The sequence below is a fragment of the Mycobacterium sp. 852002-51057_SCH5723018 genome, assembly GCF_001667035.1.
In the GTDB taxonomy this organism is placed as follows: domain Bacteria; phylum Actinomycetota; class Actinomycetes; order Mycobacteriales; family Mycobacteriaceae; genus Mycobacterium.
In genome coordinates this window covers 150,611-167,318 of the sequence record NZ_LZIR01000075.1, presented here as the reverse complement: position 1 = coordinate 167,318, position 16,708 = coordinate 150,611, and the positions used below count along the sequence as shown (strand labels likewise).

Annotated in this window: 16 protein-coding genes; 4 read left to right on the top strand and 12 right to left on the bottom strand. The window is 64.7% G+C overall.

Annotated features, from left to right (window positions below; translation table 11 throughout):
• Positions 1-73: 73 nt before the first annotated feature.
• The 6 genes from A5764_RS16240 to A5764_RS16215 all read right to left on the bottom strand — a co-directional run bounded on the left by A5764_RS16240 (position 74) and on the right by A5764_RS16215 (position 6,507).
• Positions 74-1,363, bottom strand: a complete 1,290-nt coding sequence (locus A5764_RS16240; protein ID WP_067114517.1) for a DEAD/DEAH box helicase — start codon at positions 1,361-1,363, stop codon at positions 74-76.
• A gap of 647 nt (positions 1,364-2,010) precedes the next feature.
• The gene (locus A5764_RS16235; protein ID WP_082951729.1) at positions 2,011-2,577 is read right to left on the bottom strand and encodes an FKBP-type peptidyl-prolyl cis-trans isomerase; all 567 of its coding nucleotides are present in this window, start codon (positions 2,575-2,577) and stop codon (positions 2,011-2,013) included.
• A 43-nt stretch (positions 2,578-2,620) separates the two neighbouring features.
• On the bottom strand, positions 2,621-3,439 hold the full coding sequence (locus tag A5764_RS16230) for a zinc-binding dehydrogenase (protein ID WP_369807330.1): 819 nt from the start codon (positions 3,437-3,439) through the stop codon (positions 2,621-2,623).
• A gap of 534 nt (positions 3,440-3,973) precedes the next feature.
• The gene (locus tag A5764_RS16225) at positions 3,974-4,762 is read right to left on the bottom strand and encodes an alpha/beta fold hydrolase (protein ID WP_067114565.1); all 789 of its coding nucleotides are present in this window, start codon (positions 4,760-4,762) and stop codon (positions 3,974-3,976) included.
• The gene (locus A5764_RS16220) at positions 4,759-5,760 is read right to left on the bottom strand and encodes a hypothetical protein (protein ID WP_067114516.1); all 1,002 of its coding nucleotides are present in this window, start codon (positions 5,758-5,760) and stop codon (positions 4,759-4,761) included. The genes A5764_RS16225 and A5764_RS16220 overlap by 4 nt, the downstream gene beginning before the upstream one ends.
• Before the next feature lie 177 nt (positions 5,761-5,937).
• Positions 5,938-6,507, bottom strand: coding sequence for a carboxymuconolactone decarboxylase (locus A5764_RS16215; protein WP_067114515.1), 570 nt, complete (start codon positions 6,505-6,507; stop codon positions 5,938-5,940).
• Positions 6,508-6,628: 121 nt separating this feature from the next.
• Between A5764_RS16215 and A5764_RS16210 the strand changes: the two genes are divergently transcribed.
• Positions 6,629-7,213 carry a TetR/AcrR family transcriptional regulator gene (locus A5764_RS16210; RefSeq protein ID WP_067114514.1) on the top strand — a complete coding sequence of 195 codons (585 nt, stop codon included), beginning with the start codon at positions 6,629-6,631 and terminating at the stop codon, positions 7,211-7,213.
• Positions 7,214-7,395: 182 nt separating this feature from the next.
• Positions 7,396-8,433, top strand: a complete 1,038-nt coding sequence (locus A5764_RS28400) for a serine protease (RefSeq protein ID WP_156664712.1) — start codon at positions 7,396-7,398, stop codon at positions 8,431-8,433.
• 247 nt (positions 8,434-8,680) lie between these two features.
• On the opposite strand, the gene pip is transcribed toward A5764_RS28400, so the two are convergent.
• Genes pip through A5764_RS16190 form a run of 3 tightly spaced genes read right to left on the bottom strand, consistent with a single transcriptional unit; the run spans position 8,681 to position 10,253 of the window.
• Positions 8,681-9,634 (bottom strand): prolyl aminopeptidase, encoded by a 954-nt coding sequence (pip, locus tag A5764_RS16200; protein WP_197501481.1) that lies wholly within the window; start codon positions 9,632-9,634, stop codon positions 8,681-8,683.
• Positions 9,635-9,658: 24 nt separating this feature from the next.
• Positions 9,659-9,895 (bottom strand): F0F1 ATP synthase subunit C, encoded by a 237-nt coding sequence (locus A5764_RS16195; RefSeq protein ID WP_369807333.1) that lies wholly within the window; start codon positions 9,893-9,895, stop codon positions 9,659-9,661.
• A 40-nt stretch (positions 9,896-9,935) separates the two neighbouring features.
• Positions 9,936-10,253 (bottom strand): glycosyltransferase, encoded by a 318-nt coding sequence (locus tag A5764_RS16190; RefSeq protein ID WP_067114510.1) that lies wholly within the window; start codon positions 10,251-10,253, stop codon positions 9,936-9,938.
• A gap of 326 nt (positions 10,254-10,579) precedes the next feature.
• Between A5764_RS16190 and A5764_RS16185 the strand changes: the two genes are divergently transcribed.
• Complete coding sequence (locus A5764_RS16185) at positions 10,580-13,333, top strand: AAA family ATPase (RefSeq protein WP_067114509.1); 2,754 nt, start codon at positions 10,580-10,582, stop codon at positions 13,331-13,333.
• 141 nt (positions 13,334-13,474) lie between these two features.
• Here A5764_RS16185 and A5764_RS16180 read toward each other — a convergent pair whose 3' ends face one another.
• Positions 13,475-14,206, bottom strand: a complete 732-nt coding sequence (locus tag A5764_RS16180) for a hypothetical protein (protein WP_197501478.1) — start codon at positions 14,204-14,206, stop codon at positions 13,475-13,477.
• 642 nt (positions 14,207-14,848) lie between these two features.
• Complete coding sequence (locus tag A5764_RS16175) at positions 14,849-15,091, bottom strand: hypothetical protein (protein WP_067114508.1); 243 nt, start codon at positions 15,089-15,091, stop codon at positions 14,849-14,851.
• Between the two features lie 249 nt (positions 15,092-15,340).
• Here A5764_RS16175 and A5764_RS27610 point away from each other — a divergent pair, with 249 nt between their 5' ends.
• Entirely contained in the window at positions 15,341-15,769 is a 429-nt protein-coding gene (locus A5764_RS27610; protein WP_082951743.1) for a cellulose-binding domain-containing protein, read from the top strand.
• A gap of 387 nt (positions 15,770-16,156) precedes the next feature.
• Here A5764_RS27610 and A5764_RS16165 read toward each other — a convergent pair whose 3' ends face one another.
• Positions 16,157-16,663, bottom strand: a complete 507-nt coding sequence (locus tag A5764_RS16165) for a DUF302 domain-containing protein (RefSeq protein ID WP_082951726.1) — start codon at positions 16,661-16,663, stop codon at positions 16,157-16,159.
• Positions 16,664-16,708 lie beyond the last annotated feature (45 nt).

The following is a 16,708-nucleotide window of genomic DNA, read 5'->3' as shown; positions in this document are numbered from 1 at the left end:
ATGCGGGATGTACCAATAGCATCCACACGGCTAAAATAGCAGAGCTTCACCGCTCATCGAAACACCTGTGGCGTTATTGCGATCGGCCCTGCGGACGACCGGAGCGGCCGCCGCGTCTGCGGTTGGCGGAACCCGAGCGACGCGGCTGCGACGCGTGCGGCGGCGGCACCGTTTTCTTCGGTGCGGGCGCTCGGTAGGGCGCCACCTCACCGGCCACCGCGTGCACGGCGGCCGAGTTGACGGTGACTTCCTGTGGAGTGACATGAATGCCCGCGCGGCGCATCAGCGCATGCGTATCCCTGCGCTGTTCGGGCAGCACCACGGTGACGACGTCACCCGCGTTTCCGGCCCGCGCCGTCCGTCCGGACCGGTGCAGGTACGCCTTGTGTTCGGCGGGCGGATCGATGTGCACCACCAACTCGATGCCATCGACATGCACGCCGCGCGCAGCGATGTCGGTGGCCACCAATACCCGTGCCTCGCCCGCACTGAAGGCGGCGAGGTTTCGGTCGCGGGCGGGCTGCGAAAGGTTGCCGTGCAGGTCGACTGCCGGGACGCCGGATTCCGTGAGTTGCTTGGCGAGTTTGCGTGCTTGATGTTTGGTCCGCATGAACAGAATTCGGCGGCCGGTACCGGAAGCGAGCCGATGCACCAGCTCCTTTTTGGCTTGGACGCCCGAGACATGGAACACGTGGTGCGTCATCTCGGCTACCGGCGAATCGGAGCCATCGACCGAGTGCAGCACGGAATTGCGCAGGAATCGATTGACGAGCTTGTCGACGCCATTGTCGAGTGTTGCCGAGAACATGAGCCGCTGGCCACCGCTCGGGGTGGCCGCCAGGATGCGGGTGACGCCGGGAAGGAAGCCAAGGTCGGCCATGTGATCGGCTTCGTCGATCACCGTGATCTCGATCGAGTCGAGGCTGATCAAGCGCTGCTTCATCAGGTCTTCGAGCCGGCCGGGGCAGGCGACGACGATGTCGACGCCCGACTTCAGCGCCGCCACCTGCCTGCCTTGCGGCACGCCGCCGAAGATCGTGGTCACGCGAAGGCCGTTAGCAGCGGCCAACGGTTCCAGCGTCGCGGTGATCTGGCTGGCCAGCTCCCGGGTGGGGGCAAGGATCAGACCCGACGGTCGGGACGGGCGGCGCGGACGCCGGGCCAGCCTGCTGACCATGGGTATCGAGAAGGCGAGCGTCTTGCCGCTGCCTGTCTTACCGCGGCCGAGAACGTCGCGGCCGGCGAGCGTGTCGGGCAGAGTTTCGATTTGGATGGGGAACGGCTGGGTGATCCCGCGCATGGCTAGCACTTCGATGAGTGGTTCGCGCACGCCGAGATCGGCAAATGTCTTGCCAGTGGTCACTTGATGTCTTTCGGGCATCGGTTGTGGCCGAGTCGGCGACAATATCCGCGCGGTCGGTCAGCACAAGGTGGCGAGATTGCCGGTGGGCAAAATCGATCGCCGCGATACGAACTGCGCCAGGTTCAGTGCGTCCGCCGCAGGTCAGGGCCGACGCCGGAAGGATGAAGAAGCGTTTCACGACGTGCTGGCCATCGAAGCGACAGCCAACGTTGCTGCCAGCATAGCAGCATGGCGACCTTGTACGCCCCTCAACCCTCTGTGGACGCATCCATGGGAACTGCCTGTACAGTTGACGGTGCACCGCGTTCTAGCGGTCAACCTGAATCGTCAACGCATTGCGAAAGAGATCAGTGCGCGATTTCGATCGTCGTCGGTCCGTCACCAGTGCGTATTGGCCGACTCTTCATTCGTAAGGACACCATATGGACAACTCAAACCTGTTCTCCCATCCCGAAGCACCCGAACACGTGGCTTCGGGTGAAGTTTCGCAAAAGCCGGTCGAATACCCGACCTTCTCTGACCGTCCCGACGCGGACGTATCTGCAACGCGACGGTCGTGAACGCCGCTGCGGGGGCTTGACGGCGGCATCAACGCTTTGAACCGGAGCCCCTGGCGCACAAGTTAATACCGGATCGCGCCTCGCGGCTCAGCTAGAGGCACTCAGGATTTTGATCGCGAAGATGAGCGAGTCGCCCGGCCGGATCCCAGCGCTGGGCTGACCGTCGGGGTAGCCATCCGCGGACGTCATTGCGACCGCCACCGTGGAGCCGACATTTTGTCCCGCGATGGCCTTCTGGAAGCCCGGCACGACTCCGCCAAGCGGGAAGTCAACTGGGGCGCCGCGTTCGTAGCTACTGTCGAACACGGACCCGTCGCGCCCGTTGACGCCCATGTAGCAGACGGAAACCCTAGCGGTGCCCGGGACCACCGGTCCATCTCCGACGTGCAGCGTATGCACCTGAGTCTGAGTCACACTGAACGGCGCCACGACGTTCACGCGCGGAGCCGTCGTATCCGTGGACCCGGTCACCCCGATGCTGCCGGTGTTGCCGGCCAGCGACCACTCGGGGGCTCCGCCGTTCGGCGGCGCTGCGGTTGGGCACGAGCCGGCCGCGGCTGACTTGCCGGCTGCAGCAAGCGTCAGAACGGTCGCCGCGACACACGCCGCGAGCGCGACGGAGGAATACACGCGGGAGGACTTCACCGCCGTCACGCTACAGGTTCGCGGTGCTCAAGTACGCCCCGGCTGCGGCCGGTCAGCTGAGCTGCCAGGTGAGTACGAGACGACCCCGCAATCCGCCGGCCTCGAGCCGGCGGTGTGCCTCGGCCGCCTGCTCGGCGGGAAGGGTTCCTGCTACACGCAGGGTCAACGTGCCGGCCTCCGCGAGGTCGCGCAGGGTGTTCAAAACATCGGTGCGTGTGGTGTGTTCGTCGACGGACACCTTGTGCCACACGATGGATCGTTCGGTGGCGCCGACGTGTTGGCGGCCCGATGTGGCGGCGCCGCCGTCGCGGATCGCGGGCGCGATCGCATCGTTGTACAGCGCTGCGTCGACGACTCCGTCGACTCCCTCGGGTATCGCTTCGCGGATGTGCTCAGCCAGCGAGTCTCCGCGGCGGACCACGATATCGGCCCCCAACCCCTTGACCAACTTCTCGTCAGCCTCGGCGGCGTCAGCAATGACCTGCAGCCCTTGATGTTTGGCCAATTGGATGGCATAGCCACCCAGCGCTCCGGCGGCACCGGTCACCGCGACCGTGCCGCCGGCAGGAATGGCCGGTGCCTCGAGCATGGCATAGGCGGTCAGCGCATTCATCAAAAGAGTGGACGCCGCAACGGCTGTGGTGTTGGTCGGTGCGCGCACCACCGAACGGACGTCGGTCACCACGTATTCCGCGTAGGCGCCGACATCGCCCATCGGGCCGAGCGTCAGTCCGATGACCTGCTCGCCGGGTCGGATCGGGCCACCAGCGGGGGCTTGGTCGACGACACCGCAGAAGTCCCATCCCGGCACGTACGGCGGGTCCGGGTAGCGTCCTCCGGGCAGGGTGTCTGGTGCATAGGTCCTGTACATCCATCCGGAACGAGCTGCTGTGTCAGCCGGACTGACTGCTGCGGCATGCACACGGACCCGGAGCTGTCCGGGGCCGGCGTGGGGCTCTGGCAACTCCATTACATGTAGGACTTCAGGACCACCGAATTCGGTATAGCCGATCGCCTTCATGACCACCACAACCGATCCCGTGCGCCCGAAATTCCTGTAGACCGGTGCACCGCATCCGGATCTCGGGTCGAAATGCGCTCGTGGAGATTATGATTCATCTGATAGTCCTGGGATCGGCGCCAGTACAACGTTGCATGTGCGCCGTAAAGGTAAGCGCTGCATGCGTTTACGTCGACATCATCTCTCAAGTCACATCTCCCGTCGAGTTGACGAGTCGCCTGTCGGCGGCCAGGTATGAGGTGCATCAGTCGCATCCCTTCGAAATACGAGTGCGTTGACTCGAATGTGGTCTGAATTCGTGGTTTTGGGTCCGCGGCGCACGCCGCCGTCCGACGATCGCCGTCGGCACCGCCACAGACGGGATCGCTGCCGCATCGACTTCAATCATTTGGTGTAGGCGATGGACGGCAGGTAGCCGAGGATCACCTTGGCGACGGCGTCGGGTTGTTCGGGGAACAATGCGTGGCTGGCGTGCTCGATGACGGTGGTGGTGACGCGCGCGCCGTAACGCTCGTGTAAATCGCCCCATTCGTCGCGGTGGTGGAACGGATCGAGGGCGGCGATGATCTCGAACACCGGTGCATTACCCGCGCCCCAGTAGCGGGGGACGTCGGCGCGATCAACACAATCAGCCTGCATGGCCAGGGTGTCGGGATACCAGCCGGTCAACCAGATCGACGCGTCGTGGCCGGGGGCAAAGAACGCCAGGCGCAGCGCGGCGAGTCGGGTCGCGTCGGACAGCGACGGGTCGCCGGCGCGCATCGGGGCCACCTTGACGTCGGGGGCGACTGTCGACCCGGACGCGGCGGCCAGGATCACGGCGGCGACATTGTCGGGATGGTGTACGGCGGCGGCGCGGGCGACGAAGTTCCCGAAGGCGTGGCCGAGGACCACCGCGGGCCCGTCGGCGAGCTGGTCGATCACTGCGGCGATGTCGCCAGCCAAGTCCTCGAAGGTGACCGCACTCATCGGGCCGACCGAGCGGGCGACACCGCGCGGCTGAGGCCGCAAAATCCGGTAGCCGGCCTCGACGAGTGTCGCGGTCAGCGCGTCGAAGTCGGCTCCGCCGCCGCGGCCGTAGGAAGGGATGATCACCAGGGCGGGCCCGTCTCCGTCGACGTAGGTCTCGATGGAAACCTCAGCAGCGGTGACGATCTGGCTGTGTCGAGTCATGGCCCCTCCGTGCTGCACGCTGAGCTGGAGTAGTCCAGTTCGACGCGCAGCAGTGCGGCGTTGCGGATGATGCCGTGCGGCGGTGCGGTGGTGCCACCGTCAGTGGTGACGTACAAAACCCGGCCGGGCTCACCGGCGCGCCGCCCCCACGCGGCGCTGGATGGTCCTACCAGCGTTTTGTCGAAGGGATCACCGGCGAGGTGGCGGACCTCGCTGCCATGACCAGGCACCAGCGGTACCCGGTCGAGGGTGTTGGCGCGGTGACGGGTGACGTAGGCGAATCCGGCACGGTCATCGAGGCAGAAGTCGTCGGCGTTGTCGATGGCCGCCACGAGCTCCGGTGCTGCTTCCGGATTGAGTGTCTCGGGGTCGACGGCTACGCGCATGAACACTTTCTGCGCGGTCGAGGTGTAGTACAGGTAGCCGGTCTGGGGGCTGTAGTGCAGGCCGTTGATGCCGGGTTGCGGCGGGGGAGGCAGGCCGCTATCGGGGTCGAACGCCATGGTGTCGTGACGCAGCCAGACATCAGCGGTGACCTCTGTGCTGTCCCGGAGGTCGACGCGCCAGACAAGCCCCGCGAAGCAGTCGGCGATCGCCAAAACGCCCGGACCCAGCAGGCAGGTGCCGTTGAGCCCGTGGGCGCGCTCGTCGAAGCGGTAGACGATGCGGGGGTCGACGGGCTCGCCCGGTACCCATCCGGTGAGATCCACTGCGACGAGCAAGGATTCACCGGTGGTGTAGGCCTCGGTCAGGCTGATGACAAACACGTCCGGGGTGATCTCGACGATGCCGGTGACGGGATGGTCGAAGCGGTGCACCAGGATCGGCTCGACCACCGCCCCGGGCTGTGCGGCTGGGACGGACCACAGTTCCTTTTGCAGGACGGCGGTGATCAGAATGGAGCCGTCGGCGCGCACGGCGAGGTTCTCCAGGAAGTACTCCTTTGGGAAGAACGCCACGGGTAAAAGCGTGACCAGGGGCGGGGGAGCAAGGGGCATGGCGAGTCCTTTCACCGCGTAACGGTGATGACGATGCGAGCGTCAATCTCGGGTCGGGTCATGGGGATAGCAAAGGCGGTGACGACGGGCGCAAACCGAACAATTCGCGCTGCGCCGGGCTCAGTGCACCCCGATCGGCCAGCGCCGATCGGCAGCCCAAGCCGGTAGCAGCGGCGCTCACTGGTCCAGCCCTGTGGCATTTGCGGGCACGTCGAACGCGCCCAAGGTCAGGCACACCATGGTGAACCAACCCAGCAGCACCGTCACATCCACGATGCCGACGGCACCGAGCAGCTCCGTCGCACGCCGGTACAGCCCCACCGGAACCACCCGCCCGCCCAGCAATGCCGACGCGAGCTCGTAGACCACCTGCTGGCGAAGGTCGTCGAAATGTGTTGGCAGACCGGCAATCATGGCCTCGACGTGGCGGGGTTCGAGGTGGCCGTCCCGTTTTCCGATGAGTTCGTGTTCGTAGGTGGCATACGCGCTGTGCCACCGGCCGCAGACCAGGTTGGTGGCGATCTCGATTTCGGCCTTGGTCAGCGTTGAGTCGTGCTGGTAGTACGCACCGGTCGGCACGATCGTCTTGGACAACGTCGGGTTGGCGAGCCAGATCTTATGTGGGCCCGGCACCAATCCCCGCAGGTCGCGAGTGAGGTTATACGCCTCCTTCATGTCCGGCGGCATTGCCGCGACCGGGGTCTCGACGAACCGGCCGAATGTGCCGAATTCAGTTGCATCACTCACGTCCCTCTCCTCACTTTGATGGTGGAGCCAATAGCGAATGAGCGTTCGCGTTTTATTGTGTTGCCGTATGCGAGCGCTGTCAAACGCGAACGATCGCGTTCTTTCTCGGTAGGCTGTGTGCATGCCGAAGGTGTCAACGGAGTACCGCGCCCAGCGGCGCGCGCACATCCTCGATGCCGCCCGCCGGTGTTTCGTGCGCGATGGCTTCCACGGCACCACGATGCAGGACCTGGTGGAGGAGGCCGGGGTGTCATCGGGTGCGGTGTACCGCTATTTCCCCAGCAAGGACGCCGTCATCGAGGCGATCGCCGCCGACAACCTAGATCAGGTCGTGGCGGTGATTCGAGAATCCGTCGAGGCCGGCTCGACCGCCGAGGCGGCGATCGGCGAGGTCCTGAGATTCGTCACCTCCCGTCACGTCGAGGACGGCTTCGCCGCGATCGCCCTGCTCGTCTGGTCGGAGGCGATGCGCAATCCCGTGCTCGCCGAACGGCTCCGTGCCTCGATCGAGGATGCGGGACGACTCTTGAGATCGTCGAAGCGCCGCGGTCGCAACGCCGCCGCGGTGGCCGACCTGCTGTTGTGTGTGCTGCCTGGCCACCTGATGCAGTTGGCGCTCGGGGGACCGACCGCGGTCAAACGCATCCCGCGAATCGTGGAGGACGTCCTCGGCAATGCCCGCACCGCCGGCCAGTCGCCGACGTAGGACAATCCGCGCTGATCGGGTGCCTGTACACGCCGCTTCGAACATCGGGAATGTCAACCCGATTTGGGTTGGCGATCAATAGTCAAGACCGCGTTCGTGAAATTCGAGTACCCAAGTACTCACGCCCCCGCTAGCCCCCACGGAGCACAATCTGGCCATCAAACACTCTTGGGAGGACAACAATGAACGATAATGCCTCAGCGCATGTGATGCTCGGCCCCACGTCCCAGCACGCAACGGGCGCTTCTTTCACAGACGCAAATGGCCGGCGCTGGATCGCGGTCGAGGAGATCAAGCCTCAGGACATCAATATCGCGGAGATGGAGCAGCAGCGGCGTGTCGTCACCCCAGGTCGCCAATCGCCACCGCCAGATCCGCGGACCATGAGCCGAGACGAATTGGCAGAGAAACTGCAGCCTCGGCGACTCGTAGGCACCTATGAGTACCGGCTAGAAGAACCGGATTACGTTGTCGCCGACCGCATCCTGGCGATGGACGAGGTCCCCAATACATCAGGATCGTGCCGAGGCAAGAGCGCCTCCCCGAGACCGACTTTTATCGTTGGTCCCGACGACCGACGACGCGTTGACAGTCCGCGGTTCTTTCCCGGATCGGCGAACGCCTACTTGTCGCAGGGATGCACAGCAACGATGATCGGTCCCAGCACGGCGCTGTGCGCCGCGCACTGTTTCTACAACAACGGCTGGATCTCTTCGGCGAGCATTATCTTCGGCGCCGACACCGTGGCACCGACCGCACCATTCGGTAGCTTCCTCGCCGACAGCCTCACACTGCCGGGGGCGTGGAATAAACAGGGGCCCTGGGACAGTGGCGACTGGAGTTGGGACTTCGCCGTTTTAGAGTTCAGCCCGTCGAGGCCGCGTCTTGGCGACCAAACTGGCTGGTTCGGGACAGGTCAGCAGTTCGACGGCTCGAAGACGTGCATTGGTTATCCGAGCGACAAACCGGTTCCCTCGCCGTGGGTGAAGGGCGGAACGTTCACCGGCACCTCGTTCGGGACTCGTTACCAGCACGATCTTGACATTATTCCCGGAGATAGTGGTGCTGGGATCTACAACAACGATGACAACCGCTGCAACGCAATTCAGTCGACGCAGTGGACGACATCAACCCCGTCCCGGGTGTGGAATGAGGGTCGGCAGTGGGATGCCACTACCTACAACTTCTTCCATAGTTACGGAAACTGGCCACACCTGTAGATTGGCGCCGCGCGGCGACGGAAATGACGGCTCCATGCCGAACGAGCTGTCGTCAGCCGGATGACTGCTGGCGCGCCAGATGGACCCGAATCTTGCACTCTCGCACTGGCTCCCATCACCTGCGATCCCGACGCAGTCGGCGTTTCCGGTGGCGTGATCCGGCACCTGTGCAAAGCTCCCGATATTGCCGGATGCTGGCCCGGGCCGGGCTTTGCCAGATTTCCAGTGCCGCAGGCGCTACGGTTAATCAGGCGAAGCTGTCGAGCGCGGTCCTGACGTGGTCGGAGATGGCGTCGCCAGAGGCGTGTCCGGCGTCGTGGACGATGTGTAGCCGGGCTGCGGGCCAGGTCTGCGCGAGCTTCCAAGGAACATCGGCTGGCGAGCTCAGGTCTAGGCGGCCGTGGATCAGTACCGCGGGGATGTGGTCGATTCGTGCGACACCGCGCAGCAGTTCGCCTTCGGCTCGCCATGCGGCGTGACGCCAGTAGTGAGTGACCAAGCGAGCAAAGCACATTCGATGCGCAGGGTCGGCGTAGCGGTCGACGGGTTTTGGGGTAGGGCCGAGGTTGATGTGGCTTTCTTCCCAGTCACACCAGTCGCGGGCGGCTTTGGCGCGTACGCGTGGATCCGGATTCTCGAGTAGCCGCGCGTAGGCGTCGACGATGCTGCTTTCGCGGTCAGCTTCGGGTAGGGCGTCGCGGAAGCGAGTCCACTCAGCGGGGAATAGCCGTCCGACGTCGCGGGTGATCCATCGAACGTCCGATGCACTCGTGGTGGTGACGGCCACCAGCACAAGCGCGGTAACTCGGTCGGGATGTGCTTGAGCGTAGGCCAGCGCGAGAGTCGTGCCCCATGACCAGCCGGCCACCACCCATCGGTCGATCGCGAGATGCGTTCGCAGCTGCTCGATATCGGCGATGAGGTGGTCGGTGGTGTTGGTGCCCAGGTCGACGGTGGGATCGCTGGCGTGCGGTGTGCTGCGGCCACATCCCCGCTGGTCGAACAGCACGATTCGGTACTTGTCGGGATTGAATGGACGCCGCATGCCAGGCACCGAGCCCGACCCCGGTCCGCCGTGGATCGCCAGCGCGGGTGTTCCACCCTCGGTGCCGGAACTCTCCCAGAATATCTGGTTGCCGTCACCGACCGCGAGCATCCCCGCTGTGTGCGGCTCGATCGGTGGATAGAGATTTCGCGCCACCAGGCTCACCGTACCGTCGGCGGGCTACTTGTCGGGTGTGGCGAAGACGAACAGTGCCATGAATGCCAAGTTGCTGAAGAACGCTGCTTCGACGAGGCCGACGGTCATCAGGAAGGGCACGAATATTCGTTGTTGGGCTTCAGATTGGCGGACAACGCCCGCGACGAGTTGCGCGCCGGCCATTCCATCTCCTATGCCGGCGCCGATCGCTCCACCGGCCATCATGATCCCGCCGCCGGCGAGGGCGCCTGCGGTGATGATGGCATGAACCAGTTCGGGGTCTGCCGCCACGATGCGCCTCCTATAGCTGGGCCGATAGCAGGAATTCGACGGTCGACAACACCGCTGTCGACCCGTCCTCAGGCGAAACGATTACGCCGAGTTGTCTTGCGGTGTAGCAGAACTCGCGGCTGCTAAGGGCCAACCGTATGGCCTCGGCGGGGCGCTGCGACGTGAGATGACGCGGCGAAATGGTGGCGGCACTGGCACCCAGGTCCTTCAGTCGACGCGCCCAGAATGGCTGATCGCCCACGGGCCCGGGTAGCGCGATGCTCGGGATACCGGCGCGAAGGGCGGCCGCCGTGGTGCCGGCGCCGCAGTGATGGGCGATGGCAGCCATCCGGGGAAGAGCCGCTCGTGAGGTGTCTCACCGATGGTCAGCGCGTCGTCCCCGCCCACCTGTAGGCCTCCCCAGCAGGACTGCACAATGCCACGGACTCCGCACGCCGGCGATCGGTGTCGAGGTGGTGGGTTGTTGGTTACGCGGGACAAGTTTGTGGTGAGGACGTAGCTTGAGATCCGGTAGTGGGCGGCCCGTCACGTGTCGGCGAGTGGAAGGGTTCTAAAGGTATGGATGGTGGAGTTGGGCAGCGTCGGTCGTTTGTCGCGCCGATCTGTGCTTTTGCCGGCCTGCCCGACTGACGGCCCGGGGTACGGGGACGAGAGATGGCAGAGCAGTTCGTTGGCCGGCGAGCTGAAGAGCAGGCGGTCACGGATTTTTTGGACGCGGTGCCGCGCCAGTCGGCGGCGCTGGTCATCGAGGGCGAGGCGGGCATCGGTAAGACCACGCTGTGGCTTGATGCGCTGGGCCGGGCCCGCAGCCGGGGTTTTGCCACGTTGAGCTCGCGCGCGGCGGCCGCCGAGTCGGTGCTGGCCTATACGGTGCTGGCCGATCTGCTGGGCGATGTCGACGAGTCGATCTGGGCCGATCTGCCCGCCCCCCAACGGCAGGCCTTAGACGGTGCGCTGTTGCGGCAGCGTGTCGAGGCACCTGACATCGATCCCAGGGCCGTGGCGGCGGGGTTCGTGGCAGTCATCGGCCGGCTCGCCGCCGAAAGGCCAGTGGTGATGGCGATTGACGACTTCCAGTGGGTTGACACGTCCAGCGCGAACCTTGTGTCTTTCGCGGCGCGACGGCTTCCGGGCGGTTCGGCCTTGGTATGCACGACGCGCACCAAGGAGGCGGCGTCGCGGTTGCAGCTGCCCAGCCCCGACGGCGTGAACCGAATCCGATTGCAGCCGTTGACCGTTGGTGAATTGCATCAGGTTCTGTCGATGCGGCTGGGCCGATCAGTGGCCCGCCCCGCGCTGCTGCGCATCCACGAAATTTCGGGCGGCAATCCCTTTTTCGCGTTAGAACTGGCCCGCGAGCTGGGCGCTGACGGCCGCACCTCCGAGCTGGCCTTGCCCAGCAGTCTCAACGACCTGGTGCACTCACGGATCAGCCGTGTCGGCGCCGAGGACGTGCTGCTGGCCATGGCCAGCTTGCCCGATCCCACGGTGCCGGTGGTGGCCGCCGCCACCGCCACCACACCCCAGCAGGTGGTGCACTCGCTGGCCAAAGCCCAAATCCAAGCCGTGGTGACCATCAACGGAAACCAACTGCGCTTCACCCACCCCCTGCTGGCCCACGGCGTCTACCGCGCAGCCTCCCCCGCCCGCCGCCGCCACATGCACCGACGCCTGGCCGCCCTCGTCGCCCAACCCGAACTACGCGCCCGCCACCTCGCCCTCTCCGACGCCACCGGCCAACCCCAAACAATCCAAGCACTCGACACCGCAGCCCAGATCGCCCGCCAAAGGGGCGGCCCGGCGGCCGCCGCGGAACTGCTCGAACTTGCCTTTGGTCTAGGCGCTGACACGCCCGAACGCCGAATCCTTTGCGCTCTTTGCTATGTCGAGGCCGGTGATCCGACGCGCTCGCGCATCATGCTGGAGAAGACGATCGAGCTGTGTGGGGCCGGTTCACTGCGCGCAAGCGCGTTGAACATGCTGGCGCTGGTGCGACTGGTCAACGACGACTTTTCCGAGGCGACAACGCTGCTCGAACGCGCACTGGTTGACGCGGCCGATGACGCCGCGCTGCAATCGACCATTCTGGTCATGCTGTCCTATGCGCTGTTCAATGGTGATCGACTGAAAGCGGCCGTCACCCGCGCCGAGGAAGCCGTCGCTGCCGCGTCACAATTCGGCGACACATCGCTTCTCGGGCAAGCGCTGAGTATGCGCGTCATGATGCGCTTCCTCAACGGCGGCGGCGTTGACGACCACAACCTGCGGCGCGCGCTGGCCTTGGAACCCCGCGAGACCATCCCAATCCCTATGCGGCCGAGCGCTCAGCACGCCCTGTTGCTGGACTGGAGCGGCCGCCACGATGAGGCGCGCGACAGGCTGCTGCGGCTGCGCGAGATGTGTATCGAACGCGGCGATGAAGCGGCGCTGAGTTTCCTCGACTTCAATGCCGTGCTCAACAGTATCTGGCGAGGCCGTTTCGACGAAGCCGCGGTAATTGCCGAGCAGTCAGTCGAACTTGCGCGACAGTTCGGCGGCGAGGTGCCCCTGGCCGCCGCATTGACTGGGCGGGCGGCAGTTGCGGCGTATCGCGGCGACGAGCAACAGGCTCGAAGCGATACGACCGCAGCGATCGCGATGTTTGAGCACGCTAATTCGTTCCGACTCCGAGAGTGGGACTTCACCGTGCTCGGATTCCTCGAATTGTCTTTGGGCAACTATCAAGCGGCCGTGGATGCAGCTTGGCCGCTGCTTTCTCAATTGGATCCGGCGATCAATGCCACCGAAATCGTCCAAGCTTCGTTTCTTCCAGACGCCGTGGAGGCATTGATTGGTCTGGGTCGCCTCGACGACGCCGAGCCGTTGATCGACGCCCTCGAGCGCAATGGCCGTCGGCTCGACCGCCCTTGGATGTTGGCCGTCGGCATGCGATGTCGCGCCATGCTGCAGGCCGGGCGCGGCGATGTCACCGCGGCCCTTGGCACCGCCGAGCTCGCTATGACCGAGCATCAGCGCCTACCCATGCCGTTTGAACGGGCCCGCACTCAGCTGTTGTTCGGTCAGCTGCACCGCCGCCACCGCCGCCGCGACGCCGCCACCGCGACCCTGCAAGAAGCGCTGCAAACCTTCGAACAACTCGGCGCCGCGTTATGGGCCCAGCGCGCCAAAGCCGAACTGGCACGCGGGGGCTTGGGCAGACCTGGCTCCAAGACGCTGACCGAGACCGAGGAACGCGTCGCCGAACTAGCGGCATCCGGAATGACCAATCGCGACATCGCATCCGCACTGTTCGTCAGCCCCAAAACGGTCGAGGTCAACCTCAGCCGCATCTACCGCAAGCTCAACATCCGCTCGCGCACGGAGCTCTACCAAGCACTCCAGGCCCTGAAACCCGAATCCTCTGAGTAGGTATACCCCTGATGTCGGGCGATTGCCGGCGTCTCTAGCAGCAGAGTGCGGAATGCACGAGGACTCGGTGCTGCAGCAGTCGCGCAAAACCGGCTAAGGGGCTGGGCAGTCGGCTGTTGGCCCCCTCGCCACAACGCTTGGTCAGGTCGCTGAGGCGGTGTTCGCGAAGGCTCGAAGCGGCATTCGGGGGGCCACCAACCGTTCGAACTGAGCCTGCCAGGGATCGGAGAGGTCGATGTTGTCGCGGACGATCGTGCACCAGTCGTCGCGGTTGAGCACCGCGAGGAATCTGCGGACGAGTTCGCCTCGCTGATCGCCGTTGAGTCCCAGTTCCTCCAGTGTCATCGACGCCAGCCGGTCGGTAAGGACGGCTGTGTCGATGTACCTGGCTGCCGTCGGCCGCTGCTGGCTGCGGTGGTCGGCGAGGGCCGCCAGCACGCAAGGGCCCGGCGGGTAGTCCGACAGTGTGATGCCCATGCCCGCACACGTCGCCATGATGTTCATGAGCAGGCAAGTGTGATCAACGAGTTCATCGTCGACGACAGTGTGCGTAATCGCCTCGTGCAAGTGAGCCGCGGCAGCCACCTTGCCGGCGTAGTAGCCAGCCAGCGACGGCCCGTCGCACGAGTGGCGCAGTAGCCACGAACGGGCGCCCCACGACGGACTCTGGCATAGGCCTTCGACAACGTGGACGCGGCCCCAGTTCGTCACCCGCGCACCGAGCCACAGTAATGCGGCCTCGCCGCCGCGACGGCGTCTCAGGGCATGCGCGGCGAGCGCGCCGAAGTGGCGCGACAGGAGGCCGATCGTCTGAATCAGCGGGATGTCCTCGGGCGCCCAGTCCTCGGCGAGTAGCGCAAGACCGACGCCCACGGCGCAGCGGTCAGTGCCGTGTCGAACCAGCCATCGCCCTACCTCGAGCGCGCGTTCTCTGTCGGCACGCAGCGCGGCGGCAGCGATGTGTGAGTTGTGGCGGTACGGCATATCCGGGCCGTGCAAGACGTCAGCGAGATCACCAGGGGCTGCGCTTGATTGGGCGAAGTGGGTGTCAAGAAGCGCGGCGATATCCGCGCCGCGCCGTCGCCGATCGTTCGATTGCATTGCCGACCGGCGGCGGTGGCGCCACTCGTCGGGGTAGGGACATCCGTCGAGAGGCAAAGACGAGTCCGGGTATTGGCGGTGCAGCCGAAGGGCGTGATCGAAGAGGGTGAGAGAGGATGCGGCTGCGGTTGGGCCGGTCATCTTGTTCACCGGCGGACGACGTGCTCGATTCTCTTGGTCATAGCGGCAATCATGCCAAACCTGGCGGCGTCATGCCCGTCGCAGCGCCCCTACGCCGGTGCGCCAGCCGCTGTGTCTACGGTGATCGGCAGCGCGGTGCGCACGAGCCAGCTCACCCACCACGGCGCGAGAACACTTCGGGCCCACACAGGTTGAGAGTCGGCTGTACCAAAACCAGGTCGCGTCATTTCTCTCAGCTCTCGCCTCCTCGCGGAAGCTCGCGCCCCGTCGGATTCAGCTCCTCGCGCCATCGCCGTCGAGCTCTTTGTGCAGGAATTCGTAAATCAGCGCGTTGAGGAACGCGGCCTGGGCGTTGTTGGAGGCACCGCCGTGCCCGCCCTCGATGTTTTCGTAGAACAGGACGCGGTGGTCGGCTTCCTTCAGCTGGGCGCCATCACACTTCTGGCAGCTCGACGCTAGCGGCGTGTAGAACCTCGACGAATCAGGATTTTCCCTACACTTTTGGCGGAGCTTCACATCGACGACAAATCGACACCGAGCTAGGGGTGGTGCCCGAGTTTGCTGGCGGCTGAATGGCTCCTCGCCCCTGATGAGGCTGACGTTCTGGCCTTCCCCGTCCGCAAGTTCGCGTGCCGGCCGGGCCGATACATGTTTCGGGGCGGATCGAGGCTAAAATTTCATGACGGTTTCAGTTTCGCAAAGGTACTGCAGCTTACCCGCGATGCGAGGGCCGATATCGCCTGCTTGACGTTAGTGTTGGCTGCTATGGCCGCACTGGATAATTACGTGAAGCGCTGGCGCACAGCACTTCACGTAACCGTGGCGGCATTGATGGTTGCCATCCTCGGACTCGCTATCACCCCGGTAGCGCATGCGGCTGCGGCCACGGCGACGTTGTCGGTGGAACATACGTGGCAGACCGGTTTCATCGCCAACTTCGCCATCACCAACTCGAGCATGGTGCCGCTAAGCGATTGGAAGCTTGAATTCGACATGCCGGTGGGGCAATCCGTCTCGCACACGTGGAATAGCACCATTACCCAATCGGGCACCCACTTTGTTCTCACCCCCGCGAATTGGAATCGCGTCATTGCGCCCGGTGGTTCAGCCACAGGTGGGCTAAGAGGCGTGCTGACCGGTACCTACTCGCCACCATCGAATTGTGTGCTCAACGGGCAATATCGTTGTACCTAGAGGCGAGTGTGCACTGAAGCTCGACTGCTCTGAGACTGCGCCACTGGATGAAGTTTCGGACTGTGCTGCGGGTTGTTCCCTCGGAGAGGTAGGCGTCGAGGTGTGGCTCGCTGCGCGAACTATTTTGAACTCGAGATTGCTGCGAATATGCAGCCGACAGTAGAGGTAGCTGCATGCGATTGACACTCAAATACCTTGTAGCACAACGCAGTCGCTGAACCGGGCAGGGCGGTGAGGCGTAGTCGCCCGGTTCAGCTGGACCGGTGGAGGCGGTCAATCCTTAGGTAGTTCACCACTTGGTCCGCACCTGTATCCACCATCGAATGAACTCGCCTGCCAAGCCTCAGAAGCGGGCTTGTGTCACGCCTCTGTCGATCTCCGTGGGCGCTAGCCAGCGGCGTCGTGCAAAAGCGTCAGCACCGCGTCGTCAAGGGTCTCGGCCACCGCGGATGCCTCGGCACTACCGTAGGGCGCTATAGCACTGGCGACGCGGTCGTAGGACAGCGTGACACCGTGTGGCCGTTCTGCGACCAGAATGGTCACGGGCGCGTACGAGCCGGCATCGGGCGTCGTCACCGTCATCTTGCTCATGGTGACAGGGTTACCCGCGATGATCCGCAGCAGTCGATAGCCACGGTCGGGATAGCGAACGGTCACGGCCGCGCCATGGTCGAGGCTGAGAAACTCGATCAGCCCGCTGGGACCTGTGAGTGGTCGCACGGCGGCGTCGAACGACTCGCGGTCGGCTGCGCTGAGCCAATCTGCCAGGGCGGCACCAAAATTGCTGATGCGGCCGAGGCCGGCGTAGACGGCGGCCACGACGCCATCGAACGAGTGGTCACTAGTCACGGTGACGCGTCTAATCGCCAGCATCATCTCTGTTGTCTCGCTCATGATCCATCCTTTGTCCCGATGTCAGTCAAGCGGCGTATCTATCGG